Genomic DNA, 17,324 nt, shown 5'->3' with positions numbered 1-17,324 from the left:
AACTCAGTCGAAATCTCTTTCCTTCATTGCCCGCTGACGATCGTAAAACTCATCTTCGGCGGCAATGATTTCATCGAGCAGTGAATCTACATCGGCTTTATGCGTATCTTCTGCAAACTCACCGGTCAGAATGGTTTCCGGCGTCAGTTTGCCATCTTCATACAATGCCCAGATCTCTTTCGCATAACGCGTGGCCGCCAGCTGCGGTGCAAAGCGGCTGTAATATTCGGTCATGTTATTCACATCGCGCTCAAACATGGATTCAGCATGGTTATTGGCCGCCGCATCCACTGCCTGAGGCAGGTCGATAATCACCGGTCCTTCGGCATCCATCAACACGTTAAATTCTGATAAATCGCCGTGAACGATACCGGCGCACAGCATCCGCACAATGTTGCGGATCATCGTCTCGAAATCCGCGACGGCTTCTTCTTCAGTCAGGAGCACATCGCTCAGACGCGGCGCAACTACGCCATCGCCGTCGGTGATGAGTTCCATCAGCAACACGCCGTCGAGGCAGATATAAGGCTGCGGTACGCGCACACCGGCATTGGCCAGACGAAACAGTGCATCCACTTCCGCTGTCTGCCAGGATTCTTCCTGCTGCTTACGGCCAAACTTTGAGCCTTTTTGCATCGCACGCGCGTTGCGGCTGTTACGGACTTTTCGGCCTTCCTGATACTGGACAGCCTGTTTGAAGCTACGCTGAGTCGCTTCCTTATAAACCTTGGCGCAACGGATCTCTTCACCGCATAAAACAGTGTAAACGTCGGCTTCTTTGCCACTTTTCAGTCGACGGACCACATCGTCTATCAGGCCGTCATCCACCAGAGGTTGGATTCTATTTGGGATTTTCATGCAGCCTTGTACCTTATTTCAGCGCGTGAGGGAATGACCTGCGCAATATTCCCTGCATTACACACCAGACACGCCGTTCGCGTCATCCTCGTTATCGCTATAGACCGGTCCAAAGACAGACCCCCTAAACATCACTAGTTTAACGTAGTGACAGCATGGTGGATACTTTCTGCACGTATCTTCTCGCTTTTACCTGCAAAAAATGTCGCCCGCGCTTCGGCTATCCTCCCACGACAGATTAGGGCGTAATTTGACTTAAAAGATGATTTATTATTCCACAACCGATTTATAAAAATGTTTCCCGGTGTAAGTAATAAATACCAGTTATTTAATTTCAGATAAAAATGAACTTTCCAAATTTTTTAAGCTTTTCGTGCTGTTGAGCTGCCGTTTAATAAGTGCAAAAAACGGTATACGTTCCGTTTATCATGCCGGTGGTACTGTCGCATCACTTTCCCGTTGCAGGCCTTAATGATGAACAGCATTTTAATTACCGGAGCCACTGGTTTTGTCGGCGGCGCAGTTATTGAATATCTCTTACGCCAGAAACTAGCGGCAAAAAACCAGATATTATTATTAGTCAGGGCAGACGATAATGCGACGGGACTCGCCAGAATCATTGATAATTTAAAAAAATTTGAATTAAGCGATGAATTACTTTCCGCGCTAACCGAAAAGTCTATTTTGACCGGCGACCTTGCCGAACCTGAAAGTTTTATTCACGATCCACGTTTAGATAACGTTACCCACGTGATCAACTGCGCCGCGATTGCCTCGTTCGGCAATAATCCGGCGATGTGGCGGGTGAATGTCGAAGGCTCGCTGGTCTTCGCCAAACGCATGGCGCAGGTGAAAGGCTTGCAGCGTTTTGTCCACGTCGGCACGGCGATGGCCTCGATGCCGGACAAAGACAGCGTGTTCTACGAAGGAATGCCGGATAACGAGCACAACGAAGATCTGGTGCAGTACACCATTTCCAAGCGCGCTATCGAGAATCTGGTGCGTTCAGAATGCCCGACGCTGCCGTTTGTGGTCGCGCGTCCGTCGATTATCGTCGGTCACACTCAGTATGGCTGCCAGCCTTCGAGCAGTATTTTCTGGGTGTTCATGATGGCGATTAAGCTGAAAAAATTCACCTGTAATCTCGATGATGAAGTTGATGTTATTCCGGTAGATTACTGCGCCATGGTGCTGGTGAAATTATGTCTGGCCGATGAACTCAGCCACAGCTTCTACCATATTTCCTCCGGTGCGGAGATGTGTACGCCGTTCCACGAAATAGATACCTCTGTGGCGAAAGCCAATAATACCTCGCGCATTATTAGTGAATATGAACAGATCAGTTATCAGGAATTCACCGGCATCCGTAAACAATTTAAGGATGTGCTTGGCCCTTGTAATGACAAGATAATTTTACGCGCTATTAAACTTTACGGCGGCTTTGCCCAATTAAACGTGAAGTTTGATAATTCCCGCCTGATGGACATGGGGATCCCTAAACCTGCAGCGTTTAAAAGTTATATTGATAAATGCGTTTACTCGACGCATGGCCAGACCATTCCGGAGCTCATGAGAGTCGATTTTAAATAATCCGATGCGTTTGGTTGAAAAATAGAAAAATATAATGACGCAGCGCCGGACAGTACTGCGTCATATTTTTTATCTCACCGGTTTAAGATCAACAGAAACAACTCATACCATGCCATTACGGCCAAACAGCCGGTTAACTGACAAGGTTACGTGCGGCGCAGAAAAATCCGCGTCGCCGAGCCGTGATAAGTGGTGTCGGTTTCTGCGCTAAATCCGCACTTCTCCGCCAGTCGGATTGACGCGTGATGCTCCGGGTCAATAATGCAGCATAGCCGACGATCGAGATTTATATCGGCCCATTTCAACACCGCCTGTGCGGCTTCGAAAGCATAACCTTTGCCGTGAAACGCCGGCGCAATGACCCAGCCCATTTCCGCCATGCCGTCGAGCGAAGGTGTGATTTCGCGCTGGTAATCCGCCAGCCCAATCTCACCGGCAAACGCTCCTTCTGCACCGTTATGCTTTTCGTACACAATCCAGTAGCCAAAACCGAGCATCTGCCAGTGGCCGGGATAACGCAGCAAGCGACTCCAGCTGGCTTCGCGGCTCGACGGTGTTCCGCCAATGAATTTCACCACGGCGGGATCGGCCCACTGCGCGGCAATCACTTCAAAATCTTCAACGCGATGACCGCGTAAAATCAGGCGTTCGGTTTCAATAACGGGGGCTTGGATGTACATGGTTTTCCCTGAGATTTTCTCTGATAATTTGGACAGCCGTTAAATTAGCACCGGAACTGAGCGGACGGGAAGAGAACAAAACAGAAGGGAATGAATTTCAGACGATAATGCCGCTGCGCAGCGCGGTCGGCGTCATGCCGCGCACGGATTTGAAGCGATTGCTGAAGTGGCTGGTGGAGCTGAACCCGCATTCCAGCGCGATGCGCGTAATCTCCATGCCAGTGGTTTTCAGCAGCTGTTCCGCGCGGATCAGTCGGGCGTTCATCACGTACTGATGCGGCGCCATACCCATACTTTGTTTGAACATCCGAGCGAAATGGAATTCGCTGAGTTCCGCGAGCATCGCCAGTTCAGGCAGCATCAGGGGTTCGGCAAGATGCGCATGAATATAGTCTTTCACGCGATTAAGAATATGCGGTGCCAGCCCGCCGCGCACCGTTGGCAGTGCCCATTGCAGATGGGTGTAATTCTTCACCAGATGCGCCATCAGCAGATTTGCCGCACTGCTGAGCATCAGCTGATTGCTGTTTTCCTGCCACTGACTGCTGAGTAAAAAGTGGCGATACAACAAAGTAATCTGCGGATCTTCCTCGAACGTGCGCTCTTCCATCTGAATCGCCGCCGGGCTGCGATCCCAGGTTTGCTCCACCAGATGCCGCAGATGCTCGTCGGAGCAATACAGATGCACGAAAGATAAATCATCACGCACATCCCAGCTCGACATGCTGTTTTTCGGCATGATGCAAAACCGGTCCGGCCCGCCGCCATTGCGCCAGCCGCCACGGGTTTTGTGATAGCACTCGTAACCGTCGGCGACGTACAGGCTCAGCGTATGATGATCCGGGCTTTCCTGCGTCACGGTGTCATTTTTATTCGACCAGGCCGCCAGCTGAATGCCGGAACCCAGCTCCACACTGTCGTGCAGAATCGCTTTGTGCTTACGCAGCGTGTCGAAAGCCTGATAAACCTTAGTCATGGCATGCACCGGTGGAGGAAAGAAGACGCTCAGTTTACGGGTATTGGCAGCATCAGAGCCAGATTTTGCTGCTTTGGCGCACAAAAAAATGCGCAAGAATTTGCAACTCGCCGCAAGCCGTTGCAAGCCAACGCCGCTGCCTTCCCGCACACTTCTCTCAGGCCATTATTTTTGATGAGAGAAGTCCATGAACGCACTGCTTTATATTTCGGTGATTATTATCTGGGGCACGACCTGGTTTGCGATTTACCTGCAACAGGGCGATGTGCCTGTGACGGTATCGATTTTTTACCGCTTCCTGCTGGCGGCGGTGATCATGCTGGTGGCGTTGCTGGCCGCCCGTCGCCTGCGTCGTCTGGCCCTCAAAGACCACCTGTTCTGCATGGTGCAGGGCTGCTGCGTCTTCGCCTTCAACTTTTACTGCTTCTATCATGCGGCGGCTTACATCACCAGCGGGCTGGAATCGGTGATTTTTTCCATGGCGGTGCTGTTTAACGCCTTCAACGGTATGCTGTTTTTCCGTCAAAAGCTGGCACCCGCGGTGATCCCGGCATCTCTTCTTGGGCTGGCGGGGATCGTCACGCTGTTCTGGCATGACCTGAGCGCCGCCCACATCGCACCGGAACTGCTGAAAGGCATCGGCCTCAGCCTGCTTGGCACTTACGGTTTCTCACTGGGTAATATGATCAGCGCCCGCCATCAGCGCCGCGGTCTGGACGTGCTCTCGACCAACACTTACGCGATGTTCTACGGCACCGGGGTAATGGGCGTACTCAGTCTCTTTCAGGGCGCATCATTCGCCATTGATCTGACCCCGCAATATCTTGGCTCGCTGGTCTATCTTTCGGTATTCGGTTCGGTACTCGCCTTCGGCATTTATTTCACGCTGGTCGGCCGCATCGGCGCCAGTCAGGCAGCCTATAGCACCCTGCTCTTCCCGCTGGTCGCCCTGACAGTTTCCACCTTCTACGAAGGCTATCAGTGGCACACTAACGCCGTCGTCGGATTGGCATTGATCCTGCTCGGTAATCTGGTGATGTTCTGCCGCCCGAGCTGGCTGGAAGTGTTTCGCAGAAAGGCGGTGGTGGTTTAAGGCACTTAACGATTTAATCGTTATAAAGGTTGTCCGATGCTGACAACCTTTATGCCCCGTTGATATAGGTGACAACCTCTCCCACAGTAAATATCCTCCAGCCAGGCACATTTATTTGTTCAAGATTAATAGCTATTTTCTCATCAGCCCATGCGGCGTCCAGAATTACGGCATTATTTTTATCATCATTTATCTGAAGGCAAAGTTCCGGCAAAGAATATCTTTGAGCTTCTAACATTTGCAGATCCCCATGAAGTGAAGTATCTGTCAGGGAATAAACATCACACCATTTTTTGAGAGCGAGAAGCTTTTGTTGTGCTCGACTCGTTTGGATCTTCTTCATATCAGCCGCTTCAAGAAACATCCATCCATGAAACGGCCTCTTTCGATGGCAGTCTCTGCATAAAACTTCTAAGTTATTATCACTATTATTATTTTTCACACCATCTTTATGATGAACATCACAAAGCGATGTATGGTTATTCATATCTACACCACAATCACTACATACAAATTTTTTTCTTTTTCTTATTTCCTTGGATATACTTTTCCAATCTTCCGTATAACCGCTGTTTTTTGAAGTGAAAACACCTTCAGGCATATACTGAAAACAGGTACTATAATTTGCAAGAAACTCATTTAGTATAAATTCTTTAAATACATGCTTCCTTTTCTCACGATCAGCACTGCCACGATAATTAAGATGTTCAAGGCAGCTTTTACAAACATTTAATTTTACATCCTGATGCCTTCCATGCCCATCATCAATTTCAAACAGACCATTAAGTCTGTAGTTCATATGATAGCGTCCAAAACGACCTTCTTGCCTCATCGTCTGTAAAACCTTACACCATGCAATATGGTACTTATTTCCATTGCTTGAATTTTTAATTGTAGCATCATATATATTACTGTGATCACGGATGTAAAGTAATACCTGAAGACCCTTAAGAAAAATCAGCCCAGTTCCCGGATCTAACTCAGTGATTTTTACAGGCTTAGGTTTTAATTCAGGAATATAAATAGGTAAAAAATCATTATTGGACTCTGCAAGAACAAACTCCACACCATTGGGTGACATACGTTTTCCCAAACGAATAAGCTCGGAGAAATCAATATTGAGTTTCATCGAATTACTCCTGAATGATCCGTCGTATTTGAAGTTCAGCGTTGGTCAGCACTTTGAACGTCACTCGCCTTGAGCGTTGTGGATCCTCCCGCCCCTTTGCCGTCATAACAGGGTGCGAAGAGGAATAACCTACGGCAGAGAAATGCGATTTAATCCAGGGGCGCTGGTTGGCTATATCATCCATCTCATAGACGTATTCAAGAACCGTCCGGGTTCTGCCCTGCGACAGTTCCATATTATTAAAATAGGCAACATCCGGGTTGGAGGTTCCTGTCCAGTCACTGCTGGTATGCCCTTCTATGCGAACTTCCGTAATGTGGTCTTTAAATTTATCCAACACGGCAAGATAACGTGGGAAAAAATTATCCAACGTTGACTTAAATCCTAGTTGTAAATCAGCGCTGCCTGTTTTAAACAACACATCAGGAGATTTAAATCTGAACTCTAAGGTTTGCTTGTCAATTTCAGCATCCCAGTCAGGTAAATCTTTTGCGAACTCCGCTTCGAGCGCATTATAAAGCTCTGTCTGAGCATTTTGATAGGCGACTGCAACCTCTTTTATTTTATTTTTCTCAACTTGCACGTAATGCATGTAGGCTACTGAAATAAAGAGGAACACCATCATAAGTCCCGCCATCAGGTCCGACATGGATATCCAATGCTCATTGTCCTGTTTGGTAACCGTTGTCGCCTTGCCTAAGAATTTTTCCATGTTATTTACCTGCGACTGCCTTTTTCATCAAGTAAGGATTTAAGCTGCACTGTGTAGGCCTGATATTCCTTCATCAGCTGATCGTAATTATTAACAAACCCCTGGCTGATAGAGATCAGTGACGTTCCCAGAACCTGTAACTCACGATTCATTTCGCGATCTGTGGCCTCTTCAAATGCTTTGAGTTGTGTATTGATGGCCTCGCCGAAACGTTCGACCGAATCACTGACGTGCGTAGTCAGTCCTGAATTCGCTTTATTAAATGAAGTCTGCAAAGTCTCCAGCATGTTGCTCGAATTATTATTCAATGCATCAGCTAATTCATCTGCCTGCGTTTTCATTGTTTTTGAAAGCTCGAGAGAATGCGCTTGTAACTTACCGCCCATTTCAGTAACTGAATGCTGCATAGAACTCAGCATGTCTGTCGTACCGGATTTCATCTCCTGTACGGTTTCACCCAAGGTGGCAGTGAGTGACTCGGAAGAGTTCGCAACGTCATGCGCCATAGAGGCAAAGGCTTGTTGCGTTTGCGTAACTGAGTTCCTAAAGCCTTCAGCTCCTTCATCCAGGGCAACGCGCATTGAATTGGCATTGATCAACAACTGCCCGCCGGTCTGCTCCAGGGAGGCGCTAACGCTTAACGCACCAGCTTTCAGGTGCTCACCGACCTCATCGAGCTTCATCTGGATCGCAGGAACAGCCTCAGTGGCCTTGTCTCTTAAAATAACAAATGCGTCTAAATGCCGTGAAAGCTCCCCAATCTGATGCTGATTAACCTGTAATACGTCCCGAAGTTCTGCCATCGCAAGCGGGATCTCTTTACACTCTTCCCAAATCCCAGCAACTGCCTGCTTTGTGTTCATAAGAGAATCAACACTTTGCTTATATTGTTCTCCCATAACGTCGACCTGCTCTTTATAAGCCTCCTGCCACTCAACAAGTTTTTTCACTGAGCTGTCCAGAGCTTTAAAATTCTCACCAAATTGTTCAGTCAGGTTATTATTAAAATCAACAATCACTTTTCTCAGCGCATCAATAATTTGCTCCGTGGCTCCCTTAGCCATCAGATCACCAAAATGAGTCAGTTCACTCCATAATTTCTGACTGAACTCTTCATGGTACTTCTTATCTGCTTTAGAGATATCGCCCATATCCGAGCGTAATAATTTCAGCTGTCCGACTAAAGAGACTTCATCATTTCCATCGAATCCAAAGGCAATTCTTTCTAAAAGTTTGTGCTGAGACTGGAGAACCTGATGTATATGGTCAGGCGTTACGGTCTCCGGCGTTGCCGGACCCACGCCATTGGGCTTATTTGAGGGGAGCAATGTATCTGCAATATTAAACGCTAATGCGCCCAGCATCCCGACAATACTTGTAATGAATGCGGTTTTTAGGCCACCAAGTAAAACAGGAATGCTGTTTTCTATATTTGTCGTATCGAAATGCAAAAGCCCGATGACAACCCCCACGAAGGTCCCGAGGATCCCAAGCGCAGTCATTAAAGTAGGTGCATATTCCAGAAAATGGGGTGATTTTCCTTTTCGTCTGGCATACAAAGCGCCAAAAAATACTGCGATAACAGCCCAAATAAAACAATCAGTTATCATTGTTGAGCTCATTGTACTCAGCAAAGATTCCAGCATTTTTGAAAGCATCATCATTCCTTTGAAACATTTAAAGAAGCGCAGGCATATACCTTGGCTTATATAAATTTTTACGATGGATTCTGAAAACAGGCGTTGTCAGAAAAAGGAAACATAAAATACCAAAAAACAATCGATAAAGGCATGATAATTATCATTCTTAATCGTTTATCAATTTTAATGAAAACCTAATTATTTGACTTAAGTTGATGCTTAATTTTTATGCGTTTAAAGATAAATTCGCGAAAGGAAGAAAAATCATTAACAGAATAACTCATTCGAACAAAATTAATCTCGACACGCCCCTCATCCTAATGCATACCTGAAAGGCCGCATCCAGCGAGATACGCGCCCTGCAAATTAAAATGAGGATAAAAAGATGCCATTTGTTCGTATTGATATGGTCGAAGGAAAACCCGAAACCTACCGTAAAACCGTGGGGGATACCGTTTACGAGGCGCTGCGGACTCAGATGAACGTGCCGGAAAATGATCGCTTTATCGTCATCGCTGAACACTCTCCGGAAGAAATGATGATTTCCCCGGATTATCTCGATATCCAGCGCAGCCCTAACTGCATCGTCATTCAGATCACGCTTAATACCGGCCGGACGGTGGAAATGAAGAAGGCGTTCTATCACGCCGTGGCTTATGGCCTGCATGAAAGAGTCGGTCTGCGGCTGGAAGATGTCTTTATCAGTCTGGTGGAAGTGCCGAAAGAGAACTGGTCCTTCGGCAATGGCGAAGCGCAGTACGCGTGATTTACCGTTATCCCCTCAAACAATCCCCCCGTTCGCCTTGAGCGTTTGCCCGTTAATCCACGCACCGTCGGGGCCGGCGAGGAAGGCGACGACGGAGGCGATGTCCTGCGGCTGGCCGAGGCGTTCGAGCGGCGCGATTTTGGTGATGTTTTCAATCAGTTGCCCGGATTTTCCGTTGAGGAATAAATCCGTTGCCGTCGGACCTGGTGCTACCGTGTTTACGGTGATATTGCGGCCGCGCATTTCTTTAGTCAGGACGCGGCTCAGCGCTTCCACTGCGGCTTTCGTCGCGGCGTAGACGCCATACGTCGGCTGATACAACCCCACCACGCTTGAGGAAAAATTGATGATGCGCCCGCCGTCGTGCAGATTTTTCGCCGCCTCACGCAGGGTGTTGAAGGTGCCTTTGAGATTGATATCGATCAGTCGGTCGAACGCGGCGTCGTCGGTGTCGGCAATGGCGGAAAGCATCATGATCCCGGCATTATTCACCAGCACGTCCACGCCGCCGAACGCCTGTTCTGCGCTGGCGAACATCCGGCGAACCGCAGCTGCATCGCTGACATCGGCCTGTGCGCTGATCGCTTTTCCGCCCGCTTTTTCGATCTTACTTACCACCGCATCGGCCTCTGCCGCGCCGCGTGCATAGTTCACGATCACGGTGAAGCCGTCCTGAGCCAGACGCTCAGCAATCGCCGCGCCAATTCCGCGTGATGCGCCGGTCACCAGCGCCACTTTATGTTGAGTTGAAGACGTCATGGGATGTTTCCTTAAGGCTAATTGTCGGTCAGTGAACAAAGCATAGCGGATTGACGCTGCCGGATAATTACCCGATATTCGATATCACTATCCGGAAAAGGCGAACAATCATCATGGATAAACTCGAGAGCATGCGGCTGTTTACCCGTGTGGTGGAACTGCGCAGTTTTACGCAGGCCGCAGAGAATTTGAGCCTCAAACGCTCAACGGTTACGGATGCGATAAAGCAGCTGGAGGCGCGGCTGAATGTCCACCTGCTGGAACGCACGACGCGCCACGTCAGCCCGACGCTGGATGGTGAAGCCTATTATCAGCGCTGCCTGCGCATTCTGGCCGACGTAGAAGATGCTGAAATGGCCTTTGCGGGTGCGCAACCCAAAGGGCTGTTGCGGGTGGATGCGCACGGGACGCTGGCACGACATTTCTTATTGCCCGGCCTGCCGGATTTTCTGGCGCAGTATCCTGATATCGAGTTTTATCTGAGCGAAGGTGACCGGCTGGTGGATTTAGTGCGCGAAGGCATCGACTGCGTGATCCGCGCCGGTGAGCTGAAAGACAGCGATATGGTGGCACGCCCGCTGGGGACGCTGGCAGAAATCACCTGCGCCAGCCCGGATTATCTGCAACGCTTCGGCACACCGCAAACGCCGGATGATCTCCACGCTCACCGGATGATTGGCTTCCGCTCGAGCGCGACCGGTGGCCTGTTGCCGCTGGTATTTCAAAATCAGGGAAAACCGCGCGAAGTGATACTGCCGACCAGCCTGTCGGTCAGCGGCGCCGAAAGCATGAAAGAAGCCGCACGGCGCGGGATGGGGATCATTCAGGTGCCGCAGTACGGCCTGGCGGAGGATCTGGCGCAGGGAAAACTGTTGCAAATTTTGGCAAATTTCCCGGTGGGTTCATTGCCGGTTTCCCTGCTTTATCCCCGCAACCGCCAGCTTTCGCCCCGCGTAAGGGTGTTTATCGACTGGATAGTTAAAGAGTTTGCGAAGCACAATACGCCGTTGGCGGGATAGACCGCCCGCGTGAATTCGGAGTAAGTTAGAAAAACCCGTTTTGGAGGATCGCTGATGACAACACCTGTTGTACTGCTGCATATCGGCAGCGAAGAAACGCTGATTACAATCAGAAATACCGACGGCGAGGAAAAAACGCTGCCGCTGACGCTCGGCTCGCAGCTGACCTCCGTCGGTTATTTTCTTCACTCACCGCCAACGCCGGATGAAATGGAAACGGCCATTATGGTGGTCGAAGATGAGATCAGCCGCATCCGTCACGATATTCCGCCCGGCGCGCGCCTGTTCAGTAACGACAACGATATCCGCGCGCTCGCCCGGATTGCCGGTGTGGCGGAAAATGAAGTGATGACGCTGTCCGTCGACGCCGTCGAACGCACGTTTGACCGGCTGGCGTTAGTGATTAACGGCCGCCCTGCACATTTTGAAGGATTACCCGACGGCAACGATTTCGCCGCGACTTTGCTGATTTTGCGGGAGTTTATGCATCATCTGCAATTTACCGACATTGTGCTCAAAGGCACGAAGTTTGAGATGGTGTGAAGAAGGTTAACAGCCTCCTGCGAGGCTGTTTGCAAGGCTATCAGAACGTCGCTGAACTTTTTTGCAGCTGATCAGGATCTGACTCCAGCAACACCAGACTGCTCAGGTCCGGCAACGAATGCTGAGTCAGATAATCCTGGAACGACATCCGCGATTTATCATTTTCCCAGGCTGATTGCAGCTTACCGAGCAGATCGGTGGTTTTCGACGTTTCCACCGGCGTGGTGGTGTCAGACTCCAGCCATCCCTTCACATATTTTTGAATATGCGTGGACGTGCTGGCGCTCTGATCCACCGACGCACTCACCAGTGCACCCTTCTGATACTGGATGTTGGTGGTGCTTTCGGCTTTATCATCAATCTGATAATACAGGTAATTTTGCGAGTTCCGGTCAGTCGTCAGGTTGAGCTGTAAACCCGCCGTCAGCGATTTGTGATAGCTGGCGACCAGATGTGACTGCTGCTTCTGAGAGATGTTGCGATCCTGCGAGCTGATGCCGGTAATGCTGCTCGATTGCGAAACCTGATAGGAGAACGTGTCCACTTCATCCGGCCGCATCGGATTGGTTTTATCCCCCGGTGTCTGCGAAATCGAAGCCGTGAAATCCGCCAGCCCCGAGACCATGTTTTTATCGGTCTTCGTCAGTGAAAAATACACCGGCTCTTTACCACTGCTTTTATGCGTCGTCGACGTCTCACCGTAATGACTGTTCAGCGCCGTGAAGGCATCTTTGAACATCGTCATCAACGAATCATTGGCGTTGCCGCGCACTCCCGCACTGTCGAACTGCTTCAGATACTGATTCAGCGCCTGCGTCTGCTGGCTTTCCGTGCCAAGAAGTGCGCGCTTACTCATGTCCACGCTGATATCCACCGTGCCGTCGATCCCGGTGGATTTCACCGAGCGGGTACTGGCGTCGGCGTGGAAATCCAGCGTCTGCGTATTGTCGGTGCCCAGACTGGCGTGCAGATCGACTGAAGCCAGTACGAGGTATCAAATTGGGTCAGGCCGCTCAGATCCAGCTTCGGCGGCTGCGCCGTCAGTCCATCAATTGCTTTTTGAAAACCGTCCGCCATCTTCGCCAGCGCCTGCCGGTCGGCATCACTCAGCGTGCCTTTGCTGACGTTAACCTGAACGCCAAGACCGTCAGCATCACTGCCGAGCGTGATATCCACCAGCGCGCCGCTGGCAGTTTTGATACTCAGGCTGATCTGATTGTCGGCTTTGGTGTGCAGTTGCGATTGTCTGGAAACGGTCGCCAGCGAGGTGGCGGAATCCGCCTGCGAAGAAGCTGTCTGTCTGATCACCGACTGCGAATAATTTCCGCCGTTGTGTGCAAAGCGTTCCATCAGCGCCGAGCCAAGACCGGCAAAACGCGCCGCATTCCCGGAGGCACTGAAGTTACCTGCGAGTTTGGACGAAAGAAGATCGCTTGATGCGCTTTCCCAGGCCAAAGCCGGCCGGGTGATGGTGTAGACCGGCGTACTGGTTGTCGCCTGACCGAGGGTAACAGCGGTGGACTGCGTGGTAGCAGCCTGCTGTTGCGCCGCAGCGGAAGACACCGTCGCCGTTGTTTTTATTGCGGTTACCAGCGGCGTAACCGACTGATTTCCTGCCAGAGCATTGATTGTCATGCCGATAAGTCCCTATGTTTTTGCGCAGAGCGCCAGTGGATATCATGATCCTACTGATGCTATTTTCGGCAAAAACGCAGAGAACTTTATGGTGGATTTAAGGGGAATGCGCGCAACATTCCCCTTCAGATCACAAACCTGGAGAGTTTATTCCAGCGGTCCGCCCAGAATGGTTTCACACATGCCGGACAGAATACGCTCGCCGGTTTCCTGTTTCAGGTCTTCGTACCATTGCTCGGTCACCGCCATTTCTTTGCCGTGGGTGACGTCGCAGCGTTTGCGCGCTTTCAGCACTAAATCCTTGACGCGGCAGGCACGTTTCTCCTGATAACGCAGCAGCGCATCTTCGATTCCCAACGAATTGGTTTGCAGCATATTGGCCAGCACGACGGCATCCTCCATCGCTGCGCAGCCGCCCTGCCCGATATCCGGCGTAGTGCTGTGACCGGAATCGCCGAGCAGCGCAATACGCCCTTTCACCAGTTGCATAAACGGGTCGATATCGTGGATTTCCACGCGATTGGTGGTTTGCGGATTAATCATGCCGATGAGTTTCTGTACCGGTGCGGCCCATCCGGCGAAATAGCGCTGTAAATCGTCACGCACCGTAGCGCGGTCTTCCGGTAAACCTTTGGGCAGCGGCACATCGAAGAAGAAGTAGAAACGGTTACCACTCACCGGCATCAGGGAAACGCGCTTGCCCTCGCCGACGAAGGTCGTCCACTGATCGGCGGGCGCGATGCTTTCGTCGATTTCCACCAGCCCGTTCCAGTTAACGTAACCGGCGTAACGGCGCTCAGTGGCGTAACCCAGCACATACTGACGGATAACAGAATGGGTGCCGTCGGCGGCTATCAGCAGATCGCCGGTGGCGGATGAGCCGTCGTCAAACCAGGCGGTGACGCTGTCAGCGGACTCTTCGACGTGCGTCACGCGCTTGCCGAACTGCACTTTGTCGCGACCATAAGTATCGAGCAACATCGACTGCAACTCGGCGCGCGCCACCGGATACGGCTGTTCGCCGACGCTCTGAATCAGCGGATCCATACTGAATCGCGTCATGGTCTGGCCTTGCTGATATTCTTTGTACGCCATGAAGCGCATCTGCCCGCCCAGCGCCCGCAACGCGTCCTTCATGCCGAGATAATTCAGGCATTTCACGCCGTTTGGCCAGATGGAAATCGCCGCGCCCACCGGTTTGATCTCTTTCACCGCCTCGTATACCGCGGTCTCAATACCAAAACGTTTCAGCGCAATCGCCGCACACGTGCCGCCAATACCGCCACCAATCACGATCGCTTTCATGTTTTTCTCCTTGAAGTCTTACAAGGAAAAAGCAATTTCTGTACCACAACGGCAATTTGCCACGAATGCCTTGTATACAATCTTAAGTGAAATCCTCCGCCGCGAAACATAAGGGGATTGCACTAAAACGAGGCGTCGTTTTTGATTAACCGCCGATCAGGAGCCAGTCTGGTGCGTGAGGGCGAAGGTTGATACTCTTCGAAGTATTCAGATTTCAAATACCGTAACCAGAAGTAGTGATGAAATGAATCGCTATCCGATGTTCAGCCCGCAGCAGTTACTCAGTTTTGTCGCCGTGTGCGAGACCGGCAGTTTTACCCGTGCTGCCGATCGTGTGTATTTATCGCAGTCAACGGTCAGCCAGCAGATCCGCCGGCTGGAAGACGCGCTTGGAAAACCTTTGCTGGAGCGCACGTCGCATCAGGTCCAGCTCACCGAAGAGGGCGAACGGCTACTCGGCTACGCGCGTCGCATCATCGCGCTCAACGGCGAAGCGCATGACGCTCTGAGCGATCAGTGGCGTGACGGCGTAGTACGTCTTGGCGTTCCCGAAGATTTAGCTGCCGCAACTACCCCGCTGCTGGCGCAGTTTTGCCGCGAGCATCCGCATATCCGTCTCGACGTCACCAGCGGCCTGAGCCACGAGCTGCGCCGCGCGTGGCAACAGGACATGCTGGATATCATTCTGGTAAAACAGCTCACCGGTGAGAAAGCTAACGCGTCGCGCCCCGAGCCGATGCTGTGGCTCGACAGCGCCGAGTTTCCTGCATTTGAGCGTGACCCGGTGCCGCTGGTGCTGTTTCCACTCAACGCACTGTATCGCGATGAACTTTGTCAGGCGCTGGATGCCATCGGGCGCAGCTGGCGGATAAGCTACAGCAGCGCCAGCCTGGCCGCGCTGGTCGCCGCAAGCGCAGCAGGATTGGGGGTCACGCTGCTGCCCGCCAGCTGCCGCCTGCCGGAGCATCGAACTTTGGGCACAGAGAGCGGATTGCCGCAGATTGATAACGTCGAACTGGCACTGTTTTATCGCCCGGACGCCACGCCCGCACAGAGAGCACTGGCCGGAAAATTGCGGACGTTTTGCCAGCTCAGCTAGTCATTGCGTTTTCCACTGGCTGGCAGTGGCAAATATCGCAGCCGGAACCGGCCGGATCTTTTAGGGTGAAGGGAAAGCAGCATCCTCTGAGCATCATGATTAAGGAATTCGACGTGCAAAATCCTCAGCAACAAAGCCGCAGAAACTTTCTCTCTCACAGCGCCAAAATCACTGCCACCAGCGCGTTACTGGCCACCGGAATGGCTTCAGCCTCGACCGTCAGCGCAGGCATAAAATCGGAAAAGTGTGAAGACACTGGCCAGATAAGCGCAATATCCGCGCCACACTACCTGCTGCGTAATGTCCGGCTGGAAGAAGGGTTTGAACGCGAAGGCGATATGGTCATCGGCACCCGCACGGGGCTCTATAATCTGGAGATCGATAACGGCAAGATCGTCGCCATTCAGCCCGCAAATGGCGCACCGGCCAGCACGTTACCGGCTTTTGACGCCAAAGGATTGCTTCTCCTGCCTGCCACCCGAGATATGCATATTCACCTCGATAAGACCTTTTACGGCGGCAAGTGGGAAGCACCGCGCCCGCGCAAAGGCAAAACCATCATGGATATGATTGCCCGCGAGCAGGTGCTGATTCCTAAACTGTTGCCGACGTCGGTCGGGCACGCCGAGGCGATCATTGGCCTGCTGCATTCCAAAGGCACCACCGTGGCGCGCAGCCACTGCAACATCGATCCGGTCAGCGGCCTGAAAAGCCTCGAACATTTGAAAATCGCGCTGGAAAAACATCAGCAGGATTTCACTTGTGAGATCGTGGCGTTTCCTCAGCACGGTTTACTGCATTCGCAAGTCGATGGCCTGATGCGCGAAGCGATGCAGATGGGCGTGCAATTCGTCGGCGGACTGGATCCGACTAACGTTGACGGCGCGATGGAAAAATCGCTGGACGCGATGTTCCAGATTGCGCTGGATACCCGTAAAGGTGTGGATATTCATCTGCATGAAACCACGCCAGCCGGGATCGCGGCGGTGAAATACATGATTCAGACCGTGGAGAAAAATCCACCGTTAAAAGGAAAAGTGACGCTCAGCCACGGTTTCGCGCTGGCGATGATGCAGGGCAAAGAACTTGAAGAAGTGATCGCGGGGCTTTCCGAGCAGCAGTTGACCGTCGCCTCCACCATCCCGCTTGGCAAACTGAACATGCCGCTGCCACAGCTGAGCCAGAACGGCGTCTTCGTTATGACCGGTACCGACAGCGTGATCGACCACTGGTCGCCGTTCGGCACTGGCAGCATGCTGGAAAAAGCCAGCCTCTACGCCCAGCTCTACGGTAACTCCGACGAATTCGGCCTCACGCGCTCACTCGCCATCGCCACCGGCAACATCCTGCCGCTCGACGATGCAGGAAAACGCCAGTGGCCCGCCGTTAACGACAACGCCGAAATGATTCTGGTCGACGCCAGTTGCTCGGCAGAAGCCGTTGCGCGTGTTTCAGAGGTGAAAGCGACGTTCCATCAGGGAAGACTGGTGTTTGGCGCAGTGGGGAAGGTTTGATACTCA

General features: G+C 51.5%; 17 protein-coding genes. 7 read left to right on the top strand and 10 right to left on the bottom strand.

What is annotated here, in order from left to right; all coding sequences use genetic code 11:
* Positions 1 to 3 precede the first annotated feature (3 nt).
* Complete coding sequence (locus tag ACMHLI_RS17200) at positions 4 to 858, bottom strand: PA4780 family RIO1-like protein kinase (protein ID WP_413530513.1); 855 nt, start codon at positions 856 to 858, stop codon at positions 4 to 6.
* Between the two features lie 474 nt (positions 859 to 1,332).
* Between ACMHLI_RS17200 and ACMHLI_RS17195 the strand changes: the two genes are divergently transcribed.
* Positions 1,333 to 2,448 carry an SDR family oxidoreductase gene (locus ACMHLI_RS17195; protein WP_413530635.1) on the top strand — a complete coding sequence of 372 codons (1,116 nt, stop codon included), beginning with the start codon at positions 1,333 to 1,335 and terminating at the stop codon, positions 2,446 to 2,448.
* 146 nt (positions 2,449 to 2,594) lie between these two features.
* On the opposite strand, the gene ACMHLI_RS17190 is transcribed toward ACMHLI_RS17195, so the two are convergent.
* Positions 2,595 to 3,128: a GNAT family N-acetyltransferase gene (locus tag ACMHLI_RS17190; RefSeq protein WP_413530512.1), complete on the bottom strand. Its 534-nt coding sequence runs from the start codon at positions 3,126 to 3,128 to the stop codon at positions 2,595 to 2,597.
* Between the two features lie 97 nt (positions 3,129 to 3,225).
* A complete protein-coding gene (locus ACMHLI_RS17185) occupies positions 3,226 to 4,104 on the bottom strand; it encodes a helix-turn-helix domain-containing protein (protein ID WP_413530511.1) in 879 nt (292 codons plus the stop codon).
* Between the two features lie 187 nt (positions 4,105 to 4,291).
* On the opposite strand from ACMHLI_RS17185, the gene ACMHLI_RS17180 reads away from it, so the two are divergent.
* Positions 4,292 to 5,197 (top strand): DMT family transporter, encoded by a 906-nt coding sequence (locus ACMHLI_RS17180; protein WP_413530510.1) that lies wholly within the window; start codon positions 4,292 to 4,294, stop codon positions 5,195 to 5,197.
* A gap of 49 nt (positions 5,198 to 5,246) precedes the next feature.
* Here ACMHLI_RS17180 and ACMHLI_RS17175 read toward each other — a convergent pair whose 3' ends face one another.
* The 3 genes from ACMHLI_RS17175 to zorA2 all read right to left on the bottom strand — a co-directional run bounded on the left by ACMHLI_RS17175 (position 5,247) and on the right by zorA2 (position 8,696).
* The gene (locus tag ACMHLI_RS17175; RefSeq protein ID WP_413530509.1) at positions 5,247 to 6,326 is read right to left on the bottom strand and encodes an HNH endonuclease; all 1,080 of its coding nucleotides are present in this window, start codon (positions 6,324 to 6,326) and stop codon (positions 5,247 to 5,249) included.
* Between the two features lie 4 nt (positions 6,327 to 6,330).
* Positions 6,331 to 6,963, bottom strand: coding sequence for a type II Zorya anti-phage system protein ZorB2 (zorB2, locus tag ACMHLI_RS17170; RefSeq protein ID WP_413530634.1), 633 nt, complete (start codon positions 6,961 to 6,963; stop codon positions 6,331 to 6,333).
* Between the two features lie 80 nt (positions 6,964 to 7,043).
* Entirely contained in the window at positions 7,044 to 8,696 is a 1,653-nt protein-coding gene (zorA2, locus tag ACMHLI_RS17165) for a type II Zorya anti-phage system protein ZorA2 (protein WP_413530633.1), read from the bottom strand.
* A gap of 367 nt (positions 8,697 to 9,063) precedes the next feature.
* On the opposite strand from zorA2, the gene ACMHLI_RS17160 reads away from it, so the two are divergent.
* Positions 9,064 to 9,444, top strand: coding sequence for a tautomerase family protein (locus tag ACMHLI_RS17160; protein WP_413530508.1), 381 nt, complete (start codon positions 9,064 to 9,066; stop codon positions 9,442 to 9,444).
* Positions 9,445 to 9,459: 15 nt separating this feature from the next.
* Here ACMHLI_RS17160 and ACMHLI_RS17155 read toward each other — a convergent pair whose 3' ends face one another.
* On the bottom strand, positions 9,460 to 10,203 hold the full coding sequence (locus ACMHLI_RS17155; RefSeq protein WP_413530507.1) for an SDR family oxidoreductase: 744 nt from the start codon (positions 10,201 to 10,203) through the stop codon (positions 9,460 to 9,462).
* 113 nt (positions 10,204 to 10,316) lie between these two features.
* Here ACMHLI_RS17155 and ACMHLI_RS17150 point away from each other — a divergent pair, with 113 nt between their 5' ends.
* Together ACMHLI_RS17150 and ACMHLI_RS17145 are read left to right on the top strand one after the other, a co-directional pair.
* A complete protein-coding gene (locus tag ACMHLI_RS17150; RefSeq protein ID WP_413530506.1) occupies positions 10,317 to 11,222 on the top strand; it encodes a LysR family transcriptional regulator in 906 nt (301 codons plus the stop codon).
* A gap of 54 nt (positions 11,223 to 11,276) precedes the next feature.
* Positions 11,277 to 11,765: a hypothetical protein gene (locus ACMHLI_RS17145; RefSeq protein ID WP_413530505.1), complete on the top strand. Its 489-nt coding sequence runs from the start codon at positions 11,277 to 11,279 to the stop codon at positions 11,763 to 11,765.
* 40 nt (positions 11,766 to 11,805) lie between these two features.
* Here the strand turns inward: ACMHLI_RS17145 and ACMHLI_RS17140 are convergent, their stop codons facing one another.
* The 3 genes from ACMHLI_RS17140 to hpxO all read right to left on the bottom strand — a co-directional run bounded on the left by ACMHLI_RS17140 (position 11,806) and on the right by hpxO (position 14,705).
* Positions 11,806 to 12,666, bottom strand: coding sequence for a hypothetical protein (locus ACMHLI_RS17140; protein WP_413530504.1), 861 nt, complete (start codon positions 12,664 to 12,666; stop codon positions 11,806 to 11,808).
* On the bottom strand, positions 12,663 to 13,400 hold the full coding sequence (locus ACMHLI_RS17135) for a hypothetical protein (RefSeq protein WP_413530503.1): 738 nt from the start codon (positions 13,398 to 13,400) through the stop codon (positions 12,663 to 12,665). Before ACMHLI_RS17135 ends, ACMHLI_RS17140 begins: the two co-directional genes overlap by 4 nt.
* Positions 13,401 to 13,547: 147 nt before the next feature.
* Positions 13,548 to 14,705 (bottom strand): FAD-dependent urate hydroxylase HpxO, encoded by a 1,158-nt coding sequence (gene hpxO, locus ACMHLI_RS17130; protein ID WP_413530502.1) that lies wholly within the window; start codon positions 14,703 to 14,705, stop codon positions 13,548 to 13,550.
* Between the two features lie 244 nt (positions 14,706 to 14,949).
* On the opposite strand from hpxO, the gene ACMHLI_RS17125 reads away from it, so the two are divergent.
* On the top strand, positions 14,950 to 15,804 hold the full coding sequence (locus tag ACMHLI_RS17125; RefSeq protein ID WP_413530501.1) for a LysR family transcriptional regulator: 855 nt from the start codon (positions 14,950 to 14,952) through the stop codon (positions 15,802 to 15,804).
* Between the two features lie 95 nt (positions 15,805 to 15,899).
* Complete coding sequence (locus ACMHLI_RS17120) at positions 15,900 to 17,318, top strand: amidohydrolase family protein (RefSeq protein WP_413530500.1); 1,419 nt, start codon at positions 15,900 to 15,902, stop codon at positions 17,316 to 17,318.
* Positions 17,319 to 17,324: the final 6 nt, after the last annotated feature.

The sequence above is a fragment of the Rahnella inusitata genome (genome assembly GCF_965118895.1).
GTDB lineage: Bacteria > Pseudomonadota > Gammaproteobacteria > Enterobacterales > Enterobacteriaceae > Rahnella > Rahnella inusitata_A.
Note: the sequence above shows the minus strand (reverse complement) of the source record. Positions and strands in the feature narration are given on the sequence as shown.